This is a genomic window from Hyphomicrobium sp. CS1GBMeth3 (genome assembly GCF_900117455.1).
GTDB lineage: Bacteria > Pseudomonadota > Alphaproteobacteria > Rhizobiales > Hyphomicrobiaceae > Hyphomicrobium_C.
In genome coordinates this window covers 459217-480519 of the sequence record NZ_FPHO01000003.1, presented here as the reverse complement: position 1 = coordinate 480519, position 21303 = coordinate 459217, and the positions used below count along the sequence as shown (strand labels likewise).

Below are 21303 nucleotides of genomic sequence, written 5' to 3'. Positions count from 1 at the left end.
TGATCTCGGTCTTACGATATCCCGTATCTATCGAGCCTGCCGGTTCTTCGGCTGATGGATGTCCCCGTTGCCGCCTTCCATGCCCGCCATGCGCCTGCATTTGACCATGCTGACCTCTGTTAGGATGCCATACGATCATGGCTGACGATCCCTACGAAATCCTGGGCGTTCCGCGCTCGGCGACGGACGATCAAATCAGGAAGGCCTACCTCAAGCTCGTCAAAGAGCTGCACCCGGACGTCAATCCGTCGAAGGAGGCGGAGGAGCGCTTCAAGAAAGTCACGGGCGCCCACGACATCCTCGGGGATGCCGATCGGCGGCGGCAGTTCGATGCCGGCGAGATCGACGCCTCCGGAGAGGCGCGCCGTCCGACCTGGCAGACCTATGGTGCGGGGGCAGGCGCCGCTGGCGGTCGAGGACGCGGCGGGCCGATCTTCGAAGACTTCGGCGAGATGTTCTCGGACATCTTCTCAAGCGCGGGGCGCGGCGGTGGAGGGCGCCCCGGGTTCGCGATGCGCGGCCGCGACGTGCGCTATACGCTTGACGTCGATTTCCTCGAGGCAGTGCAGGGCGCGAAGAAGCGCGTGACGCTGCCGGACAACGGCGTGCTCGACCTCGTCGTGCCTGCCGGCGTCACCGACGGGCAGGTGCTGCGCCTTCGCGGGCGCGGCGAGCCCGGCGTCTCGGGTGGTGAAACAGGCGATGCGCTGGTTGAGATCCATGTGCGGCCGAATCGCGAATTCCGCCGCGAGGGCGACGACATCCTGGTCGAGCTGCCGATCACGATCGACGAGGCGGTGCTCGGCAGCAAAGTCGAGGTGCCGACGGTTGGCGGGCGTGTGCAGCTCACGATCCCCAAAGGGACCAGCTCCGGGCAGGTGCTGCGGCTCAAGGGTAAGGGCGTGCGCAACGCGACGACAGGGGCCACGGGCGATCAGCTGGTAACGGTCAAGATCGTGCTACCGGAGGTGATCGACGACGGCCTGTCCTACTTCCTCTCAGAGTGGCGGCAGAAGCATCGGTATGACCCGAGAAAGTAGGGCGTTGTTTAGTGCCGCTCAGCGTTCTTCAGGCCGAATGGTTAGAACCTCGCCTTTGGAGAGTGTCAGCGCCAGCTCGCCGCGCTTCAAGCGCAGCGCATCCTCGCCAAACAGCTGACGGCGCCAGCCTTTAAGAGCCGGCACGTCCGGGTCCTGCTCGCTGGCGATGCGCTCGAGGTCGTCCGAGTCCGCGATCAGGCGAGGGGCCACGCGGTGGCGGGCCGCTGAGGCCTTGAGCAATACTTTCAAGAGCTCGATCGTCGCCGTCGCTTCGGCCGACATCGGCTGGCTGTGCTGCAGGGGCGGCAGGGTCTTGGGATCGCGCTCGAGGCCGCGCTGCACGGCCTCTATGATGTCCTTGGCGCGCTGGGAGCGCGCGAAGCCGTCGCTCAGCGTCCGCAGCTCGGACAGCTTCTCCGCGCTCGTCGGCTGCTGGTTGGCAATATCGTAAAGCGCCTCGTCGCGCAGGATGCGTCCGCGCGGCACGTCCTGAGCCTGGGCGAGGCGCTCGCGCCAGGCCGCCAGCTCGATCAGGACCGCCAGCGCCTTGCGGTTCTTGACGCGCATCTTGAGACGCCGCCAGGCGTTCTCCGGATGGCTCTCATAGGTGGAGGGGGCCGTTAGCTCGGCCATCTCCTCGTCCAGCCAGGAGGCGCGGCTGGTAACCTCAAGCTCCGACTGCAGGTGCTTATAGATGTCGCGCAGGTGCGTGACGTCGCCGATGGCGTAGTGGAGCTGCTTGTCGGACAAGGGCCGGCGGCTCCAGTCGGTGAAGCGGGAGCTTTTGTCGAGGTCGCGGCCGGTGACCTTCTTGACCAAGTTTACGTAGCTGACGCTCTCGCCGAAGCCGCAGACCATGGCGGCGATCTGTGTGTCGAAGACGGGGGTCGGGATCAGGCCAGCTTCAGAGTAGACGATTTCGATGTCCTGGCGGGCGGCGTGGAACACTTTGACGACGCGCGGGGCCGCCATCAGGTCGTAGAACGGTTTGAGGTCGATGCCCGGGGCCAGCGGGTCGACGATGACCTCGTCCTGAGGTCCCGCGAGCTGGATGAGGCAGAGGTCCGGCCAGAAGGTCTGCTCGCGCATGAATTCGGTGTCGACGGCGACATAGTCGCCGGTGGCAAGCCTGGAGCAGGTTTCTGTAAGGGCTGAGGTCGAGGTGATAACGCGCATTGCGCGACGGTTATAGACAGGTGAGGGGCGGCTGTCGCTAGTTCGTTCGCGGGGCCGAGCATTTTTCCCGGCAGGTGCGGCGGGGCAAGCAGCTCCTTGCGGGCACGCGCCGAGCGCTACGTAGTCCACCTTAGCTTTGAAGCGCCGCTTGCCTTGCCGGGCGAGTTGCAAACAAAAATTCGGCAAAACCGTAAATTCAGGCGGCTCCAAGCCTAGCCATGATACCACCTCTGATGTATAAATTTTGGCGGATGCGGGGTTGAATTTCGGGCGCACTTCGTGTGCATACGAAGCAGTCGTCGTTGTGACTGTTTTCGACCCTCCATTCCCGGGTTCATTTGTCTGCGTTTGCTTTTGTGCGGCTTTTTCCTGCTGCGCAAGATCGGTGCTGCACGCACTTCGTGCGATGATCCCGGTCCGTGCTGAGGCGTTCGTCGCGTGGCGTGGGAGTTTGGTGTGCAAGAGCTCGGCAGGCGCGTTCCGACCAAGGGTCGGTCTTCTGCGATCCAGCGTTATCCTTTTGAAAGCAAAGCGCTCGACCGGCCGGTGAACGGTCCGGCCGTGCAGCTCATTGCACGCGACACGTTCGTTGCAGAGACGTCAATCAAGCTCGATCAGATGGCTATCGAGATGAAGGCGCTGGCGCGTGAGCTTCAACTCATCAAAGGCGATGTCTCCGAATTGCGAGACGAGGCGTCGCGAAATTATCGCTTCACCGAATTTCTTGACCGTGAGCACAAGTCGCGCGGAAACAAGCTCGATGATTTAGGGCGCCGTTTCGATTATTTAAAATCTCGATTTGATGCAATTCATGGAAATGCAAAAGGCGATTATCACGCTTTTCAAAATTTCGAGGCGGTGAGCCGGCGTTTGACCGAGCTTGGCGCGCTCGAGCGCGATTTCCGCCACATCTCCTGGAAGCTGAAGCTCAGCGTCGGTTTGTTCGCCGCATCGCTCGTCCTGTGGTTCGTCGTTCTGGTGACCAGCTAGACCAGGCCGGGTTTGCTGCGTCCCGATCCGCCTTCCAAACAGTGTTCACAAGGGTGGCGGGCTGCCGCGCTCCAAAGCCTTGACTTTGGGGGGGCGGCGTGCGCTTTTCCGCCACTTCGACGGGGTTTTTCAGGCGGATCCGACGGCAGATGGCAGCGGGTAATCTATCGGTTGTGAAGGGCAAGCAGGCGGGCGCGGGCGGCGAGGGGCTGCACCGCTATCGGTCGCATACGTGCGGAGCACTGCGCGCGTCCGATATCGGCTCCGTCTCACGGCTGTCCGGCTGGGTGCACCGCGTGCGCGACCACGGCGGCGTGCTGTTCATCGACCTGCGCGACCACTATGGGGTGACGCAGGTGGTCGCCGATCCGGACAGCGCCGCCTTCAAGACGGCGGAGGCCGTGCGCTCCGAGTGGGTGATCCGCGTCGACGGCCGCGTGCGCCAGCGGCCCGAGGGCACGACGAATGAAGAGCTGCCGACGGGCGAGGTCGAGCTCTACGCGTCCGAGATCGAGGTGCTGTCGGAAGCCAAGGAGCTGCCGGTGCCGGTGTTCGGCGAGCCGGACTACCCGGAGGACCTGAGGCTCACCTATCGCTTCCTGGATCTCCGGCGCGAAACGCTGCACGGCATCATCATGAAGCGGCTCGCTATCACGCGGTCGATCCGCACGCGCATGCATGAGGCTGGCTTCAACGAGTTCCCGACGCCGATCCTTACCGCCTCCTCACCGGAGGGCGCGCGCGACTTCCTGGTGCCGTCGCGCATCCATGCGGGCCGCTTCTATGCGCTGCCGCAGGCTCCGCAGCAGTACAAGCAACTTTTGATGGTGTCGGGATTCGACCGCTACTTCCAGATCGCGCCGTGCTTCCGCGACGAGGATCCGCGCGCGGACCGTCTGCCGGGCGAGTTCTACCAGCTCGATCTCGAGATGAGCTTCGTCGAGCAGGAAGACATCTTCCAGACGATGGAGCCGATCCTCACCGGCCTTTACGAGGAGTTCAGCGACGGCAAGCGCGTCGATCGCGGCTGGGCGCGCATCCCCTACGACACGGCGATTGCGAAGTACGGCTCCGACAAGCCGGACCTGCGCAACCCGATCGAGATGGCCGACGTCACCGAGCATTTCCGCGGCTCGGGCTTCAAGGTCTTCGCGGGTATGATTGAGAAGGATCCGAAGGTGCGTGTGTGGGCGATCCCCGCACCGGGCGGCGGATCGCGCGCGTTCTGTGACCGTATGAACGCCTGGGCGCAAAAGGAAGGCCAGCCGGGGCTCGGCTACATCTTCTGGCGTGATCCTGAAAAATTCGATCTTGATGAGCGTCGAAAGGCGATTCAGGAACTAATCGGGAACTACGAAGCTCGTGGGCAGACAGACCGTGCTGCGGACTTGCACGCTTCTCTCGCAAAGGCGGAAGCTGAGCTGACGCAGCATGTGAGCAAAGTGGAGCGTTATCCAAAACTCTTCTTGGAGGCCGCTGGCCCTATTGCGAAGGCCCTCGGTGCGGTTAGGTCGCTAGATTTGCGCGAACAGTTCGACTTGGGGAATGGAGACGCATTGTTCTTTGCGGCCGGCGATCCGGCGCGCTTCTACAAGTTCGCCGGGCTCGCACGTGACGAGATCGGCCGCGAGCTGAAGCTCATCGACGAGGGGCGGTTCGCGTTTGCGTGGATCGTCGATTTCCCGTTCTACGAGTGGAGCGAGGACGAGAAGAAGATCGACTTTTCGCACAACCCGTTCTCGATGCCGAAGGGCGGCCGCGAGGCGCTGGAGGCGGCCGAGAAGGAAGGGCGCGACGCGCTGCTGGGGCTCAAGGCCAACCAGTATGATGTCGTCTGCAACGGCTACGAGATCGCGTCGGGCTCGGTGCGTAACCACAGCCCGGAGACGATGGTCAAGGCGTTCGAGATCACGGGGCTGGGGCGTGAGGAGGTCGAGGCGCGCTTCGGTGGCCTCTATCGCGCGTTCCAGTACGGCGCACCGCCGCACGGCGGCATGGCGGCCGGCATCGAGCGCATGGTGATGCTGCTCACGGGTACCAAGACGGTGCGTGACGTGGCGCTGTTCCCGATGAACCAGCAGGCCGCCGACCTCCTGATGGGAGCGCCGAGCGAGGTGACGCCGAAGCAATTGCGCGAGCTTTCGATCCGGGTCGTTGCGCCGGAGAAGAAGTAGGTTCGGCGCTCAGCGGCCGCCGAGGCCATCGAGGTAGATCAGCACGGCGGCTTCGAGCAGCTCCTCGGGGCGCATGGGGATCGGGCGGCGGGCGCGGTCGCCACGGGCGAAGAGCGCCGCGATGCCATGCGACAGCGACCAGATATGCAGGGCCATCATCAAGGGCGGCGGACGACGATCCTTCGGCAGCGTGCCGATGATCGCTTCGCACGCGGTGCGCAGCACGGCGAAAGCGCGGTCTCCTTCGGCGCGAACTTCTGGGTAGTCCGAGAGCGGGAGGCCGGATTCAAACATGGCCGAGAAGTAAGCCGGCTCGTCGCTGGCGAACGCGAGATAGGCTGCTCCGAGGCGATTGAAGGCTTCATGCGGGTTCGGCCGACCTTCGTTCCAGGCGTGTGTCAAAGCCTGCGTGAAGGCCTCGAAGCCGCGGCGGGCAACGTCGGCCAGAAGCGCGTCGCGGTCGCGGAAATGGCGGTAGGGGGCTGCAGGCGAGACGCCAGCGGCGCGGGCCGCTTCGGCAAAGGTGAAACCGGCGGGGCCCTTCTCGCGAATGAGATTGAGCGCGGCCTCGATCAAGGCCTCGCGAAGGTTGCCGTGATGATAGCCGCGGCGTGCGCCGGGGCCGCGGTCTTTGTCCCATGTCATGGGGCGGTTGTAGCTTATTTGCGGACAGTGGGCAGCAGGCAGGCAGTAGGAGGAAAAGGGTGACGGTCATTTACGTTGATGCCGATGCCTGCCCGGTCAAGGACGAGGCGTTGCGGGTGGCGGACCGCCATGACTTTCCGATTGTCTACGTCTCGAATGCGTGGATGCGCCTTCCCGAGGGCGCCAACGTGCAGCGTGTGGTCGTGGCGGATGGCCCGGATGCGGCGGACAACTGGATCGCGGAGCGGATCGGGAAGGGCGACATCGCGGTGACGGCGGACATTCCGCTGGCCGCGCGCTGTCTCAAAGCGGGGGCGCAAGCGATCGGCCCGACGGGCAAGCCGTTCACGGATGCCAGCATCGGCATGGCGCTCGCCATGCGCGACCTCTCGCAACACTTGCGTGAGACCGGCGAGAGCCGCGGCTTCAACGCGTCCTTCACGCGACAGGATCGCTCGCGCTTCCTCGAAGCCCTCGAGCTTGCCGTACAGCGCGTGAAGCGCGGGCAGGCGTGACAGTGGCCGGGCGGGGTGCGCGCGAGGTTACGACTTGATGGTGCGCAGCTCCTCGGCGATACGGGCCGACTGGGACGGCCAGCTCGCGGCTAGCCAATCGTCGGTGCCAAACAGCCAGTACCAGAGCCGATTGCGCCGGTAGTACCGCTCGACGGTGACCTTGTGCATCTTGTCCATCGTCGCCGACAATCCTTCGAGCAGCTCGATCGGCTTGGCGGCCGCCTTCTCGAGGGCGTCAATGCGGGATGCGAGCGTTGCGAACGCATTTCCGGCGCCCTGGATCTCGGTGTCGAGGGTGCTCGCAAGCGCCTGATGCTCGGAGTGCACGCGGGAGAGACCGTCGTGCACCTCGGTGAGGTCCTGCGTGATGTTCTCTGTCAGGGTCGAGAAGCCGGCCTGATTGTGTTCCGTCAGGCGCTCGAGCAGAGCACGCAGCTCGCTGCGCTCGCGGGCGGCGGCTTCGGCCGCGGCCTCGGCACGGGCCATGTGGGCGCTGAGCGCCTGCTCCAGCGCTTCTAGCCGGCGGTGGGTTTCGGACACCCCATCGGTTGCTGCGGCGTGGTGCGTGTCGCGGGTTACGGCGAAGGCATTCAAGTGCTCGACGAGCGGCTGCGTTACGAGCGCGGAGAGTTCCTGCGGCTGGCGCTCGACGGTGGCCGCCAGCGTCTGGATGCCTTCGGTGAAGGCACGCTCGGCAGTTGCGGCGCGGTCCCGCTCGCTGCCCGCTGCGGCTTCGATGGTGTCCAGCCGTTGCAGAAGCGGGCCAAGATCGATCCCGGGTTTGTCAGCCAGCGCTTCGACGGCGGCGCGCGTCACGGAGATTTCGCCCTGCAGAGCGCGCTCTAGCAATCCGAGGCGCTCCTCCAGTGCGCCGGCCTCGCCGCCGCGGCCGGAATGGAACGCCTGCTCCAGGCGATGCAGCCGGTCGCCGAACACGGCCTGGATCTTGTCCTGCGGTATCCCGCCGAGGCGTGAGGTGTCTTCGCGCTGTGCCATGAGCTCTCGCTGCAGGTCTTGCAGCACTCCCGATAAGATCTGCCGTTCGTTTGCGAGTTCGAGGGTGAGGGCGTGGAGCGAGCGTTCGAGCGCATCGATCCGCGTGTGCTGGGGTGCTGCCGCCGGACTGGACGGCAGCAGGGCGGTGTAAGGCGCGGGCGGGCCGGTCCGGAACAGGTCATCAAAGGCGCCGACGGGCGATGCCGCTTCCTGCTGGCGGGGCAGGGCCGGTGCGAGATGGATCAGCGTCGGGAACTCGCGACCGCTATCGAGCAGCACATGCACGAGGTCTGCTATGCCGGCGGGTGCCTGCCGGCGCGCTGCATGAGCGGCTGCGAGGCGCAATGCCTCCTCGACGATCTCGGTCCGTCGCGGCTGGGTTCTCATGTTGCTGGGCGCGGCCGGGATTTCGGTGGCGACAACGGTTGCAGCCTCGCGGCGCATGCTCGCGACGGTTAGTCCGTGCGCCTGTAAAACCTCGGTGGCCGCTTCGTTGCGCGTCAGGGCGTAGATCAGGTGTTCGAGCCGCACTTCGGTGGCCCGGTGGGCAGAAGCGACGTCGTAGGCGTGATTGCAGCAATCGAGCAGGGTCTGGTCGACCCAGATCGGGGCGGCTCGAGCCGAACCCTCAGTCGATCGGGGCCGCGATGGCGGAAATGGATCTGCCGCTTGCGGCGGTGCGGTGGCTGCTGGCGTTTTGCCTGGCGTTTTCAGGTTCAGATCGTCGCCACGGTACGCCATTCTCAGCACCCCTCACGCGACGCTTCTTGCGCCTCGTGTACACCTTCACCCCTGTCAGGATATGGTCGTGCGGGTTCCGCTCTTCAGGCCGGCCGCTCGTGACCACCTCCCTCGCGTCGCTAAACCATACCGCCTTCTCGCGTTGCACGCGAGAGGCGGAGCCACGGGTGCGTGAATTTGATAAATCTCAGACCGAGGAGATTCGATTTTTTATGGCAGCCCGCCGGCCCCGTCATGACGTCGGCGGAATCGGCGGCCAATTTGCAAGTGTAAAGAGACGCCCGTGACCGAGCCGAAAGACCAGCAGCCCCGTTTGAGGAGATCGCGCGCCGCGCATGCGGCGGTCGCGCTTATCGCTGTGGCTTGCCTCCTGAGCATCGACAGCGGGGCCTCAGCCGCGCCCGGCGACGCCAAACCCTATGACGACAAACTCATGCGGCTCGCGGAGATACTCGGCGCAGTTCACTACCTGCGCGAGCTATGCAGTGCAAACGACGGACAACTCTGGCGCGAGAAGATGAAGGAGCTGCTCGATAGCGAGGGTAGCACGGCGATCCGCCGCGCCAGGCTGACGCGCAGCTTCAACCAGGGCTACCGCAGCTATCGGCGTACCTACGTCACGTGCACGCCCACGGCACAATCCTCCATCGAGCGCTTTCTCGCCGAAGGCATCCAGATCGGAGACGGCTTGACCAATCGCTCGCCGTAATCGTGTGTTCGTGTCGCGCGCGTTGCGCCTGTCCGGTGCGGTCCGATTTGTACCCGCGGTTTACTGTGAATTGCTGGAGGATCTGGCCGTGCAAGACTCGCGTGATAGGTATAGCCTCGCAGTTTGAGAGCTGGGGCGCGGGGGTTCGCCGCCGATCTCGCGTTGGTATCTTGGGGGAAGGCACTAAGATGGACTCTGGCTTCGATCTAACAACGTCCGACGATCTCAGCTTTCGGGCGTTGAGCCTGATACTTGCAGCGTGGGACGAAGGAACCGAAAGCGGCGTAGCGCCCGAGCAGATGGCTTATGCGGCTTTGTTCACGGCATTAACCGACCTCGTCTCGCTCTATGGCGAGGATGCGGTCAAGAAGCTCGCCGGGGGGCTCGAGCGGCGGATCGAGATGGGTGAATTCACCCTGGATCGCAGCATCCAATAGACGTTTTGCATCGCGCGCAGACACGGCCGGGGCTTCCCAAAGAGGAAGCTTCGGCCGATTTCAATTCAGATTCAGTTCAGGGCCTGCCAGACCATTTCGCCGACAAGCAGGGCGCCGAAGCCGATGAGCAGGGCGCCCGCGATGCAGTTCGTGTAGGCGAGGTGGTCCGGGCTGAAGCGATGGCGCAAGCGGCCGATCAGGTGCGATAGGCTCAGCCACCAGAGCAGGCTGCCGGCCATGATCGAGGCCACCATGGTCAAAGCGTCGATTTTGCTGTCGACCTCGACGAACGAGCTGACGCCACCGAAGATAGCGAACAGGCCGAGAACGGCACCGGGGTTGGTGATCGTAAGGAAAAAGGTCTTCGGAATGTCCCAGGCGTAGTCGCGCAGGGACGATCCGGCGTGGAAGGTCTCGGTCTGCACGGCAGCGAGCTTCGGGGGTGCCTTGTAGAGGATGACGCCGAAGGCCATGAGCGCGATGCCGCCGACGACCTGAATTGTGTTGCGATGATACTCGATGGCGCCCGAGATGGCGCCGACGCCGAGCGCGGCGAAGAGCGCGATCAAGCCATCGCCGAGCGTGGCGCCGATGCCGGCTGCGAGCCCACCCCAAAATCCCCGCTCAATGGCGCGCTGGATGCAGAGAACGTTGACGGGGCCTACGGGGGCCGCGACAAGAACCCCTATCAGCATTCCTACGGGGATGATGAGCAGGTTCGGGACTAACTGCATGCGCGCCACCGCAGCAGCCGCGCTCTATCGCGTTCCGGCATTGCACCTCGAATGGGACCCGGGATGACCGGGACAAAGGAAGGACCAGCGAACCTCATGGGCTACGAGCAAAGGGTGCTTCAAGGCGATGCCGGCAGGGGCCGATGCACCCGCTTTCCCGAGTTCACGGTTCCGAAGCATATCTCCGCCATGCGACACCCACGGCTCGCGCCGGCCGGAGCCTTATTCGTTTTGCTATTGGTAGCGACGGCCATTTACCTTGTCCATGGCCATGGCCCGACGAGCGCCGCGCATGCGGGGGAAAAGGAAACTACCTCAGTAGTCGGCGACCAGCGCAAGGAGCGGGCCTTTCACGGTGCGCTTCCGCAAAGCGTTGTCGACATGCGCGAAATGATCCTGGCCGCTGTTCATGCCGGCGACGTGGGTGAGCTGCGGGATGCGATCGAGTGGAACGAGATCCAGCCCGACTTCGGTGAGGGGAACGACGATCCGATTGCTTACTGGAAGCGCGTGTCTGCGGACGGAGAAGGACGCGAGGTGCTCGCGACCATCGCCAATTTATTGGCGTTGCCGCCGGCGCGGCTCGCTATCGGGAAGGACCCCGAGAATGCGCTCGTCTACGTGTGGCCTTACGTCGCCGAGCTGCCTCTCGACAAGCTCCGAGCGGCCGAGGTGGTGGACCTCTATCGCGTGATGTCGGCAGAGGAGGGGAAGGCCGCTCGGGCTCAGAAAAAGTGGACGGGCTGGCGACTTGCGATCGGTGCCGATGGAACTTGGCACACGTTTCGGAAGTATGATTAATGCGGGCGACGAGGCCACTATGCCGCTGATTTTGCGGGCGGTGTATGCGGTTCGTTATCAATACGTTCCGGCCAAAGGGTAGACCGGATCGGAAGGTTGGCTATAGTGCGCCGCGTTTGCGATGCCGGCCAGTCGGCCGCGTTGAGGTTGCGTTCTCAGAGGTTGAGTTATGTTGCGTTTCTACTCTCGCGCCCTTGTCCTGGGGGCCGCCTTTGCTCTCGGCGGCGCATCGTCCGCCTCAGCGCAGATCAATCAGTTTGGCATGTGGGGCGAGGCGCCGGAGCGATCCGCCCGGCCGTCCTACCTTGGTGCGCCTCCTGCCGTTGCCACAAAGCCCGCCGTGGGCCTCGCCTCGGGCGGCTCGCGGCCAAGCATCGGCGCCAAGGCGCCGCAGACAGCCGCCTTCAAGAACGGCTTCAAGCCGGGGTCTATCATCATCGATACCGCGGGGCGGAAGCTCTACTACACGCTCTCGCAGAGCAGCGCGTACGTCTATCCGATCGCGGTCGGCAAGCAGGGCTTTGCCTGGACGGGCGTCGAGCGCGTGTCGCGTATCGAAGAGTGGCCTGACTGGTTTCCGCCGGCCGAGATGCGCCAGCGCCAGCCGACATTGCCTGTGCGCATGACCGGGGGCGTCCGGAACCCGCTCGGCGCCAAGGCGATCTATCTCGGCAACACGCTCTATCGCATCCACGGCACGAACGACGCCAAGTCGATCGGCTCGGCGTCCTCCTCGGGATGCTTCCGCATGCACAACGGGCACGTTGTCCATCTGGCGCAGCACGTCGGCTCGTCGACGATGGTGTACGTCATGAAGCGGCTGCCGAAGTCCGGCACGGTGATGCCTCCTGGAGGCGGTTACCAGGAGGTCAAGCAGGCGCCGCCTGCTCAAGCGGCTCCCGCTGCTGCCCAGGACGCTCCGGCTGAGGCCGGGGAGCAGCCGCCTGCGCAGGAGGCTCAGCCCGAGGCTCCGGCGACAGGTGCCCCGGCCGCGGATCAGCAGCCGGCAGACCAGGGCATTTGAGCCCTTCGCGGCTCGGCGTGCGACGATTGCGACGCATGCCAGCCGTTTCTCTGCTCCTCGCTCCCGCCTATATAGCCGTCCCAGTGTTTTGCACCGGTCCGTGGACGGGCGCCGCATTCCGGTGGTGCGAAGGGGACAACTACAATAAGGTGCGATTCTGACCACCGCGCGGGGACCGATGTCCCGCGGGGTAAGACGCGCACAAAAAGCGCTTATCCGAATTAGCGAGGTCAGGACCCAATGAGCAATTCCATCTCACTCGAGCTTCTGGCTTTCAACCTGAAGCTCCTCGGACGCCAACGCCGCAAGAACCTCTTGATCAGCGCCGGGCGGCCCGAAGATAAAAAGCGGATGCTGCCGGCCATTCGGCGCATTCTCACTCTCGACGTCGAGCTCTACGCGACGCCAGGCACCTACCGCTTCTTCAAAGAACACGGCATCGAGAGCACCGAGATCCACAAAATCACCGACGGGCGCTCGCCGAACATTCTGTCCTTCCTCAAAGCCAACCGCTTCGATCTCGTCATCAACGTGCTCACGGGTGACGAGGACTACGACGAAAGCTCGGACGCCAAGCTCATCCGCAAGCTCTCGATCGAGAACGGCATTCCGCTGATCACCGACGCCGACGTCGGCATCGCGACGCTCGAGCAGATCATCATCGACGCGGAGCGCGGCACCTACCGCTATCGCCTCGCCGACGACAGCGAGCCCTGGAACCTGCGCCTGCGCTTTCTTGCGGCGGCGGAGAAGCTCGGCGGCCTCGCAAACCATCATGCGCACTTCGACAAGGCCTACCTGATCACGCACGAGAACCTGCGGCTCAGCCAGGTCGACATGCAGAAAAAGTGGGAGCTTTATCGCTACCTCAAGGAGAACTACACGCACGACGATCTCGTCGAACGCATCAGCCGTGGCCTCGAGACGATGATCCAGCAGGGCGCGACCTACTGCCGGACCATGGTGGACGCGGACAGCACGGTTGGGCTCTTGCCGGTGAAGGCGGCGCTCGAGGTCAAGAAGCGCTACGCGGACCGCATCCAATTCGAGATCGGTGTGCAGCCGCTGCAGGGCGTGCTGGACCCGGCTTCCTTCGCGCAGTATGCCGAGGCGTGCGAGCTTGCCGACTATTGCGGCGGCCTTCCATCGCGCGACCGGCCGACGCCGGAGAAGCATCTCGATGTCATCCTGTCGCTTGCCAAGAAGCTCGGTAAGCCCGTCGACGTGCATATCGACCAGGAGAACAATCCGCTCGAGAACGAGACGGAGCTGCTCGCCGAGAAGACCATCGAGCACGGCATGCAGGGGCGCGTGTTCGGCGTGCACGCAATCTCGCTCTCGGCCAAGGAAGATCGCGAGCAGGACCGCATCATCGAGAAGGTCAAGGAAGCCGACATGGGCATCATCATCTGCCCTTCGGCGGCGCTCAGCATGAAGCAGCTGCCGATGACGGCGCCACTGCACAACTCGATCGCGCCGTTCGTCAAGCTGCGGGAAGCTGGCGTGCGAACCTACCTCGGCGTCGACAACGTGCACGACCTCTTCATGCCGATGGTCGACGGTGACATCTGGACCGAGTGCCGGATGCTGATGGAGACAACTCGCTTCTACGACATCGACGCGGTCGCGGAGTGGGCATGCCAGAAACCCGCCCCGGCGAAGGTGCAGCAGGTGGCGAGCGCAAGCGCGGTGACACCGATCGCTGCGGCCGCGCGTGGCGGGGAGAAGGAGCCGGCGAAGAAGCGTGCAGCCGGCGGGCGGCGCAGCCGCTAACTTGCGGGCCTCCGAGATATCGGAAGCGGTGCGCTATTGCGCGGGCTGCGCACCGCGATCATGGCCCTTGATCCAGTTCCGGCCTTGTGATCGTTGAAGCTTGCGTGGATGGTCGCGCCTGGGCCCTTTCATCGGGAGCGGCGCGGCTGGTGCAACGCATCGTTTCAAGAGGGCATGGGTATGTCTGCGGCGCCGAAACAAGTTGCCGTGCTCGATGATCGCGGCGTGGTCTCGGTCACGGGGCCCGATGCCGAGAAGCTGCTCGCTGGCCTCGTGACCAACGAGATCGCCGAGCTTGCCGAGGTGCCGGCCGTTTACGCGGCATTGCTGTCACCGCAGGGCAAGGTTCTGTTCGATTTCCTGGTCGTGAAAACCGACGCCGGATTTCTGCTGGACACGGCGCGTGCGCGGGCGGGAGACCTCGTCAAGCGGCTCTCGATCTACAAGTTGCGCGCCGATGTGCAGATCCGGGACGTATCCGAGGATTTCGTGGTCGCGGCGGCGTGGGGCGGCGAGGTCGAGGCTCTCGCCCGAGCGCATGTGTTTCCCGATCCGCGCCTTCCGGCGCTCGGCGTGCGGGTGCTCGTGGCCGCGAAGGATGCCGATCCTGTGCTGGCAGGACTCGGTGGAGAGCGTGTGTCGGCACAGGCGTACCACGCTCATCGCATCGCGCTCGGCGTTCCCGAGGGCGGGCGCGATTTCGCATTCGGCGATACGTTTCCACACGAGGCGCTGCTCGACCAGCTCCATGGCGTGTCGTTCACGAAAGGCTGCTTCGTCGGGCAAGAAGTGGTCTCGCGCATGCAGCACCGGACAACAGTGCGCAAGCGTGTTGTGCCGGTCGTGGGCAATCGCGTGTTGCCGACAGAAACGCCGCCGGTGCTGGCGGGCGAAGTCGAGATCGGCCGCCTCGGCTCCGTTGCCGGCGCGCGTGGGCTGGCGCTGCTTCGGATCGACCGCGCGGGCGAAGCGCAGCGTGACGGCGTGGCGCTGACGTCAGGCGGCGTGCCTCTTGCCGTTGAATTGCCTGCGTTTGCGACATTCCGCATCGAGGTGGCGCATGGCAGCGCGTGAGACGGTCACGCTCGAGCGCTGTCCGTGGTTCGGGATCAGAGACCCGCTCTATGCGCGTTATCACGACGAAGAATGGGGCGTGCCGCACGCCGACGAGCGCCGCTTGTTCGAGAAGCTCGTGCTCGAAGGGTTTCAGGCTGGGCTCTCGTGGCTCACCATTCTGCGCAAGCGCGACGGTTTCCGCCGCGCGTTTCATGATTTCGACCCGGCGCGCATTGTGCGCTATTCGTCACGCGATGTTGCGCGGCTGATGGCCGACGAAGGCATCGTGCGCAACCGCCTCAAGATCGAGGCGACGATCGACAACGCGAAGGCGTACCTCAAGCTCAGGGAGACGCAGACGCTGGCCTCGTTCCTGTGGCAACACGCGGGTGGCGGGCGGGCTGCGAACGCGTATGCTGCATTCGGCGAGGTGCCGGCCGAGACGGACGCTTCGCGCCAGCTTTCGAAGGCGCTCAAGAAGGCGGGTTTCCGTTTCGTCGGGCCGACCACGGTCTATGCCTTCATGCAGGCGACCGGCATGGTTAATGATCACCTCGTCGGATGTCCACGCCATCGCGTCTGTGCGAAACTGCAGAGCGAATTCAAACTTCCGGCGTTTTGATCTCTATGACTATATCTCGATCCGAATCTCCCGCTTCGCGCGGTTCGAACGATTTATCCGCGCCGCGGCATTCAGAACCTTTGTCCGCTCCGCGTGCGTGGCAGCGCATGCTTTCGGGGCGGCGGCTCGACCTGCTCAATCCGTCGCCTGCCGATATCGATATTGCAGACATTGCGCACGGTCTTGCGCGCGTCGCGCGGTGGAACGGGCAGACGGTCGGCGCACACGCATTCTCGGTTGCGCAGCACGTGCTGATCGTCGAGGAGATCGCGGGTGCGCTCAATCCCGCGTGGCCTGACGCGTGGCGGCTCGCGGCGCTGTTGCACGACGCGCCCGAGTACGTCATCGGCGACTTGATCAGCCCGTTCAAGACGGCGATCGGACTCGATTACAAGGCCTTCGAGCTCAAGTTGCTCGAGGCCATTCATGTGCGGTTTGGGATCCCTGTGCCAATTTCGGACGCTGTCGAAGCGGAGATCAAGCGTGCGGATCGGGTTGCTGCGTTTTACGAGGCGACCCGGCTCGCAGGGTTCTCAACGGACGAAGCCCACATTTTTTTTGGGCATCCCGAAAACGTGAATGCCGAACTTACGCAGCGGCTCGAGCGGCTTCAGGCGCTGCCTGCGTCAGATGCGCAACGGCTGTTTTTGGAGCGTTTCGTGGCACTCGCGCACAGGCGCTAAGTTGCGCCAGCGGAGTGCTTTCTCCGGTTTCGTTTTTATTCCCTGTTTCACCAATAATATCTTACGCTTGGAGTTCCGAAAATCGCCACGATCCGCGTTTAGCCGGCAAAACTCATCAGGAGCTTGTGCCATGATCGCAGATATGAATTTCAGGCGACAGGATCAGGAAATGGATGGCGACGCTGAGCCCGCTCGCCACGTGGCTTCGCGTAGCGAGCCAGCACGTGTCGAGATAGGGCTGAATGCTGCAATCGTTGCTGTCATCGATGACGAGCCAGTTGCGCTCGTCATTCGCAACGAAACGGAAAATGGCGGTTCCGACGGTTTGCCGTTTGGACCGTTTTCGCCGGTGGTGCATCGCACGCTTGAAAGCGGGTTGCGTACGTGGGTCGAGGAGCAGACCGGCCTCGGTCTCGGATATGTCGAGCAGCTCTACACGTTCGGCGATCGCGGGCGGCATGCCGAGCCTGGCGATGCAGCGCCTCACGTGGTGTCCATCGGTTATCTCGCGCTCACCGAGACGGGGCATGCGCGCGATCTCGCGCACGGCTCCTGGCGGAGCTGGTACCAGTACTTCCCGTGGGAGGACTGGCGCAAAGGCAAGCCCGACATTCTGGCGACCGAGATCGAGCCGCGTCTGAGGCAGTGGGCGCAAGCGCCCACTTCGCGCTCGACGCCGGTGAGGCCCGTGCCGCGCGAGGATCGGGCCCGTATCTGCTTCGGTCTTGATGGCGGCGCGTGGGACGAGGAGAAGGTACTCGACCGTTTCGAGCTGCTGTACGAAGCGGGCCTCGTCGAAGAGGCGCGCCGCGACGGGCGGGAGGCAGCTGCAGTCTGGGGGACCCTGCCGCGCCTCGGCACGCCGATGAAGTTCGATCACCGCCGCATCCTTGCGACGGCGATTGGGCGCGTGCGTGCGAAGATCAAGTATCGTCCGGTGATCTTCGAGTTGATGCCTGATGTGTTCACGCTGTTCGAGCTTCAGAAGACGGTCGAAGCGATCCTTGGGCCGCATTTGCACAAGCAGAATTTCCGTCGGCTCGTCGAAAGTGCTGGGCTCGTGGAGCCGACGGGCGACGTCAAGACACAAACTGGTGGGCGTCCGGCAAAGCTGTTCCGTTTCCGGCGCGAAGTCGTGCTCGAGCGTCCGGCGCCGGGCGTGCGCGTGAAAGCTGTCCGTGTTTGAACCGTCTGATAACGGTTGGAATTGCAGCCGCGGCGGCTTAGCTGCCCGGCTGCAATTATTTTCAGCGTCGGCCTGGAAAATCGACAGCATCTCAATTAGATTCGTTTCAGACGTTCTATGCTCTCGTCGAGCATAACGAAGGGAACTACTGGCGTTCCAAGAGCGTAGGAGTGACTGGCCTAAGGCGGCCGGTATTTTTCAGGGCCCAAATATACTCAAGTGGAGTATATCTGGTGAGGAGGTGAAAAAATGGTGCTCGGTTCAGCCCATTCGGTTCTCTCTCGTTCTGGCTCGGCGGAGGCTTGTCCGCCCCGTGTGCTGGATCAGGACGTGGTTAGCTCTCCGTTGGCGTTCACGCCAGCGCTGAAGCGGGAGCTGGAGCCTCTCTACGAGCGCGTGAAGCACGTCGTGACGCCGATGGAGTGGGTGCACTACGCGCCTATCATCAAGGCGATCAACGAGCTCAAAGCCGAGCGCAACGCCGTGATCCTGGCGCACAACTATATGACGCCGGAGATCTTCCACTGCGTGGGAGACTTCCGTGGCGACAGCCTGCAGCTCGCCAAGGAGGCGGCGCGGGTCGATGCCGACGTGATCGTACAGGCCGGTGTGCATTTCATGGCCGAGACATCGAAGCTGCTCAGCCCCGACAAGACGGTGCTCATCCCCGATCCGCTGGCGGGCTGTTCGCTTGCGTCGTCAATCACGCCCGAGGACGTGCGCGCTCTGCGCGCCGCCTATCCCGGCGTGCCGATCGTCACCTACGTCAACACGAGCGCGGCTGTGAAGGCCGAGTGCGATATCTGCTGCACTTCGTCGAACGCGGTGAAAATCGTCGAGAGCCTGGGTGTGCCGCGCGTGCTGCTGATCCCGGATCAGTATCTCGCCAAGTACGTGCAGACCAAGACCAAGGTCGAGATCATCGCCTGGAAGGGAGCGTGCGAGGTGCACGAGCGCTTCACTGGCGAGGAGATGGAGACGATGCGCGCGGCGGAGCCCGGCCTCAAGATCATCGCGCATCCCGAGTGCCCGCCGGATGTCATCGCGGCGTCCGACTTCACCGGTTCGACGGCCGCCATGATCGATTGGGTCAAGACCAAGCGTCCGACGAAGGTGATGCTTGTCACCGAGTGCTCGATGGCGTCCAACGTCGCCGCCGAAACTCCGGATGTCGAGTTCATCCGGCCGTGCAACCTCTGTCCGCACATGAAGCGCATCAGTCTCGAGAACATTTACGAGGCGCTGCTCTACAACCATTACGAGGTCACGGTCGATCCGACGGTTGCGGCCAAGGCGCGTCGTGCCGTGGAGCGGATGGTCGAGGCGTCGACCTGACGAAGCCCGCGCGGGCGCATGTGCGCCCACGCGTTCGCTATCGCTTCCGTCGAATGTTCGCGTGACGGAAGCCTGAGGGGAGGTCCGCTCATGGACTTCGATCGTATCCGCCGTCTGAGCCGGGGCTTCGCCGATCCGGCGACTGCGCTCGGCAAGGGCGACATCGTGATCATCGGTGCCGGTCTGGCCGGGCTCTTCACAGCGCTCCGGCTTGCGCCGCTGCCGGTTACGGTCGTCGCGGCTGCGCCGCTCGGACAGGGCGCTTCGAGTGTTTGGGCGCAAGGCGGGATCGCGGCCGCTGTTGGCGAAGGCGATACACCCGAGCAGCATGCCATCGACACCATCGCAGCCGGGGGCGGCATCGTCGATCCCCGCGTGGCACATGTCGTTGCGGCCGAAGCGCCGGCGCGCATCGCGGATCTCCTGCGATATGGCGTGCCGTTCGATCGCGATCTCGCGGGACATTTTTTGCTCTCGCGCGAGGCGGCGCATTCGGAAGCGCGCGTGGTGCGCGTCTCGGGTGACCGCGCCGGTGCTGCTATCATGCAGTCGCTCATTGCCGCCGTGCAGGCAACGCCGTCGATCCGCGTGCTCGAGGGCTACGAAGCGCTCGATCTCATTCTCGATGCCGGCTCAGGCGCGAGCGAGCGCGTCGCCGGCGTGCGGCTGGTGCGCACGGAGGCGAAGGGCATCGGCACGTTCGATTTCATGCCGGCGAGCGCGGTGGTGCTCGCAACGGGTGGCGCTGGCGCGCTTTACTCGGTGACGACGAACCCCGTCTACGCCCGAGGTGAAGCGATTGCGTTCGCGGCACGCGCCGGGGCCGTCATCGCGGACGCGGAGTTCGTGCAGTTCCATCCGACCGCGATCGACGCCGGGATCGATCCGGCACCGCTCGCCTCGGAGGCGCTGCGCGGTGAGGGCGCCGTTCTGATCAACCGCGACGGCGTGCGCTTCATGCAAGAGCGCGACCCTGCCGGGGATCTTGCGCCGCGCGATGTCGTGGCGCGTGCGGTGTTTGCTGAGATCGCTGCCGGGCATGGCGCCTTTCTCGATTGTCGTGAGGCGATCGGCGCGGCGTTTCCGGAGAAGTTTCCGACGGTCGCGGCGCATTGCCGTACAGCCGGCATTGATCCGGTCCGTGAGGCCATTCCGGTGGCGCCTGCCGCGCACTATCACATGGGCGGCGTAGCGACCGACCTGGCCGGTCGGACCTCTCTCGAGGGCCTGTGGGCCGTCGGCGAGGTCGCTTCGACGGGCCTGCACGGGGCCAATCGATTGGCGTCGAACTCGCTGCTCGAAGCGGTGGTGCTCGGTGCGCGGGCCGCTGACGACATCGCCCGGCTGGTGACGCCGAAGATGGCGCATCCGATCGCGCGCACGTACCGCACAGGCTCCGAAAAGCCGCTCGATGTCGCGCGTCGCGCGCAACTCGTCACCGAACTCAGGCAGACGATGAGCACGTATGTCGGTGTCGTGCGGAACGGCGCAGGGCTCGAAAAAGCGCTCGCCGCTCTGCGCGGGATTGGCGCTGCAGCAGGCGATGACCGCATGGTCGCCAACATGGCGCTTGCCGCCGAGGTCATCGCGGGCTCGGCGCTTCTGCGCACCGAGAGCCGCGGTGGTCACTATCGCTCGGACTTCCCGCGCGCGGAGTCCGTGCTTCAGCATCGTAGCGCCGTGACATTGCGCGATATACGCGCCGTCGGAGCGTCTGGCCAGCGTGCGGCGGCTGAGCCGTGCTGTGTGGAGCTTTCATCGTGAGCAGTTCTTCGTTCGATGGCGCGTTGCCGCGTCTTCTGATCGCGCGCGCGGTCGAGCAGGCGCTGGCCGAGGATCTGGGCACGCGGGGCGATGTTACGACAGACTCCATGGTGCCGGCGCACGCCATGGCGGCGGCGACGTTCGGAGCGCGCCGCGAAGGTGTGATCTCGGGGCTCGCAGTCGCGGAAGCGGCGTTTCATGCGGTCGATCCGCGCGTCGTGTTCAAGGCCGAGGTTCATGACGGCGATCGCGTCGGCGCGGGCGCAGTCGTGGCGCGGGTCGCGGGACCGGCGCGGGCGCTGCTGACGGGCGAACGCGTGGCGCTCAACTTCCTCTGTCACATGAGCGGCATCGCGACGCTGACGCGCCGCTATGTCGATGCGGTAGCGGGGACACGGGCGCGTATCGCGGATACGCGCAAGACGACTCCGGGCCTGCGCGCGTTCGAGAAATATGCTGTCAGATGCGGTGGGGGCGTCAATCACCGCTCGGGCCTCTTCGACGCCATCCTGATCAAGGACAATCACATCGTCGCGGCGGGGGGCGTGACGGCTGCAATCTCAGCCGCGCGCGCGCACGTCGGTCATATGGTCAAGATCGAGGTTGAGGTCGACGATCTCGAGACGCTTGCGACGGCACTTCAGCAGCCGATCGATGCGGTGCTGCTCGACAACATGGATATTGCCTCTCTGCGCAAGGCGGTGGCGATGGTGGCGGGACGCTCGCTGACGGAGGCTTCGGGCGGCGTAACGCTCGATACCGTGCGCGGCATCGCGGAAGCGGGCGTCGACCTTATTTCGGTAGGAGCACTGACGCATTCGGCACCGATCCTTGATCTCGGGCTCGATTTTCTGCCTCAACCCGCCGACATCGCGTGTTAACCGCAAGTCGTGCTTGATTTC

20 protein-coding genes are annotated in these 21303 nt (G+C 64.4%); 16 read left to right on the top strand and 4 right to left on the bottom strand.

From position 1 onward, the window contains the following. The first annotated feature begins 137 nt into the window (after window positions 1-137). Window positions 138-1040, top strand: coding sequence for a DnaJ C-terminal domain-containing protein (locus tag CS1GBM3_RS09545; RefSeq protein ID WP_072394893.1), 903 nt, complete (start codon window positions 138-140; stop codon window positions 1038-1040). Window positions 1041-1058: 18 nt separating this feature from the next. Here the strand turns inward: CS1GBM3_RS09545 and rnd are convergent, their stop codons facing one another. Then, window positions 1059-2216 carry a ribonuclease D gene (gene rnd, locus CS1GBM3_RS09540; RefSeq protein WP_072394891.1) on the bottom strand — a complete coding sequence of 386 codons (1158 nt, stop codon included), beginning with the start codon at window positions 2214-2216 and terminating at the stop codon, window positions 1059-1061. Window positions 2217-2762: 546 nt separating this feature from the next. On the opposite strand from rnd, the gene CS1GBM3_RS09535 reads away from it, so the two are divergent. Both CS1GBM3_RS09535 and aspS read left to right on the top strand, forming a co-directional pair. After that, a complete protein-coding gene (locus CS1GBM3_RS09535) occupies window positions 2763-3206 on the top strand; it encodes a hypothetical protein (protein WP_171946471.1) in 444 nt (147 codons plus the stop codon). A gap of 209 nt (window positions 3207-3415) precedes the next feature. Then, complete coding sequence (gene aspS, locus CS1GBM3_RS09530) at window positions 3416-5380, top strand: aspartate--tRNA ligase (RefSeq protein ID WP_072397386.1); 1965 nt, start codon at window positions 3416-3418, stop codon at window positions 5378-5380. Between the two features lie 9 nt (window positions 5381-5389). On the opposite strand, the gene CS1GBM3_RS09525 is transcribed toward aspS, so the two are convergent. Next, on the bottom strand, window positions 5390-6025 hold the full coding sequence (locus CS1GBM3_RS09525; protein WP_072394887.1) for a TetR/AcrR family transcriptional regulator: 636 nt from the start codon (window positions 6023-6025) through the stop codon (window positions 5390-5392). Window positions 6026-6084: 59 nt separating this feature from the next. Here CS1GBM3_RS09525 and CS1GBM3_RS09520 point away from each other — a divergent pair, with 59 nt between their 5' ends. Continuing rightward, entirely contained in the window at window positions 6085-6540 is a 456-nt protein-coding gene (locus tag CS1GBM3_RS09520) for a YaiI/YqxD family protein (protein WP_072394885.1), read from the top strand. 27 nt (window positions 6541-6567) lie between these two features. Here CS1GBM3_RS09520 and CS1GBM3_RS09515 read toward each other — a convergent pair whose 3' ends face one another. Next, window positions 6568-8277: an ATP-dependent Clp protease ATP-binding subunit gene (locus CS1GBM3_RS09515; protein WP_072394883.1), complete on the bottom strand. Its 1710-nt coding sequence runs from the start codon at window positions 8275-8277 to the stop codon at window positions 6568-6570. A 283-nt stretch (window positions 8278-8560) separates the two neighbouring features. Between CS1GBM3_RS09515 and CS1GBM3_RS09510 the strand changes: the two genes are divergently transcribed. Beyond that, the gene (locus CS1GBM3_RS09510; RefSeq protein WP_244534610.1) at window positions 8561-8986 is read left to right on the top strand and encodes a TIGR02301 family protein; all 426 of its coding nucleotides are present in this window, start codon (window positions 8561-8563) and stop codon (window positions 8984-8986) included. 188 nt (window positions 8987-9174) lie between these two features. Further along, a complete protein-coding gene (locus CS1GBM3_RS09505) occupies window positions 9175-9423 on the top strand; it encodes a hypothetical protein (protein WP_072394881.1) in 249 nt (82 codons plus the stop codon). 71 nt (window positions 9424-9494) lie between these two features. Here the strand turns inward: CS1GBM3_RS09505 and CS1GBM3_RS09500 are convergent, their stop codons facing one another. Next, the gene (locus tag CS1GBM3_RS09500) at window positions 9495-10157 is read right to left on the bottom strand and encodes a LysE family translocator (protein ID WP_072394879.1); all 663 of its coding nucleotides are present in this window, start codon (window positions 10155-10157) and stop codon (window positions 9495-9497) included. Between the two features lie 231 nt (window positions 10158-10388). On the opposite strand from CS1GBM3_RS09500, the gene CS1GBM3_RS09495 reads away from it, so the two are divergent. From CS1GBM3_RS09495 to nadC, 10 genes are all read left to right on the top strand, one after another. Further along, window positions 10389-10958, top strand: coding sequence for a hypothetical protein (locus CS1GBM3_RS09495; protein WP_171946470.1), 570 nt, complete (start codon window positions 10389-10391; stop codon window positions 10956-10958). 169 nt (window positions 10959-11127) lie between these two features. After that, the gene (locus CS1GBM3_RS09490) at window positions 11128-11982 is read left to right on the top strand and encodes a L,D-transpeptidase (protein WP_072394875.1); all 855 of its coding nucleotides are present in this window, start codon (window positions 11128-11130) and stop codon (window positions 11980-11982) included. Window positions 11983-12222: 240 nt separating this feature from the next. Continuing rightward, a complete protein-coding gene (locus CS1GBM3_RS09485; RefSeq protein ID WP_072394873.1) occupies window positions 12223-13755 on the top strand; it encodes an amidohydrolase family protein in 1533 nt (510 codons plus the stop codon). A 180-nt stretch (window positions 13756-13935) separates the two neighbouring features. Next, window positions 13936-14829, top strand: coding sequence for a CAF17-like 4Fe-4S cluster assembly/insertion protein YgfZ (locus CS1GBM3_RS09480; RefSeq protein WP_072397383.1), 894 nt, complete (start codon window positions 13936-13938; stop codon window positions 14827-14829). Then, window positions 14816-15433: a DNA-3-methyladenine glycosylase I gene (locus CS1GBM3_RS09475; RefSeq protein ID WP_072394871.1), complete on the top strand. Its 618-nt coding sequence runs from the start codon at window positions 14816-14818 to the stop codon at window positions 15431-15433. Before CS1GBM3_RS09480 ends, CS1GBM3_RS09475 begins: the two co-directional genes overlap by 14 nt. A gap of 107 nt (window positions 15434-15540) precedes the next feature. Then, complete coding sequence (locus CS1GBM3_RS09470) at window positions 15541-16116, top strand: HD domain-containing protein (protein ID WP_072394870.1); 576 nt, start codon at window positions 15541-15543, stop codon at window positions 16114-16116. A gap of 169 nt (window positions 16117-16285) precedes the next feature. Next, a complete protein-coding gene (locus CS1GBM3_RS09465) occupies window positions 16286-17302 on the top strand; it encodes an NUDIX hydrolase (protein WP_072397382.1) in 1017 nt (338 codons plus the stop codon). 249 nt (window positions 17303-17551) lie between these two features. Further along, window positions 17552-18637 (top strand): quinolinate synthase NadA, encoded by a 1086-nt coding sequence (nadA, locus tag CS1GBM3_RS09460; protein ID WP_072394868.1) that lies wholly within the window; start codon window positions 17552-17554, stop codon window positions 18635-18637. Window positions 18638-18727: 90 nt separating this feature from the next. After that, the gene (locus CS1GBM3_RS09455; RefSeq protein WP_083567391.1) at window positions 18728-20401 is read left to right on the top strand and encodes an L-aspartate oxidase; all 1674 of its coding nucleotides are present in this window, start codon (window positions 18728-18730) and stop codon (window positions 20399-20401) included. Then, complete coding sequence (gene nadC / locus CS1GBM3_RS09450; protein WP_139247867.1) at window positions 20398-21282, top strand: carboxylating nicotinate-nucleotide diphosphorylase; 885 nt, start codon at window positions 20398-20400, stop codon at window positions 21280-21282. The genes CS1GBM3_RS09455 and nadC overlap by 4 nt, the downstream gene beginning before the upstream one ends. The last annotated feature ends 21 nt before the right edge of the window (window positions 21283-21303 follow it).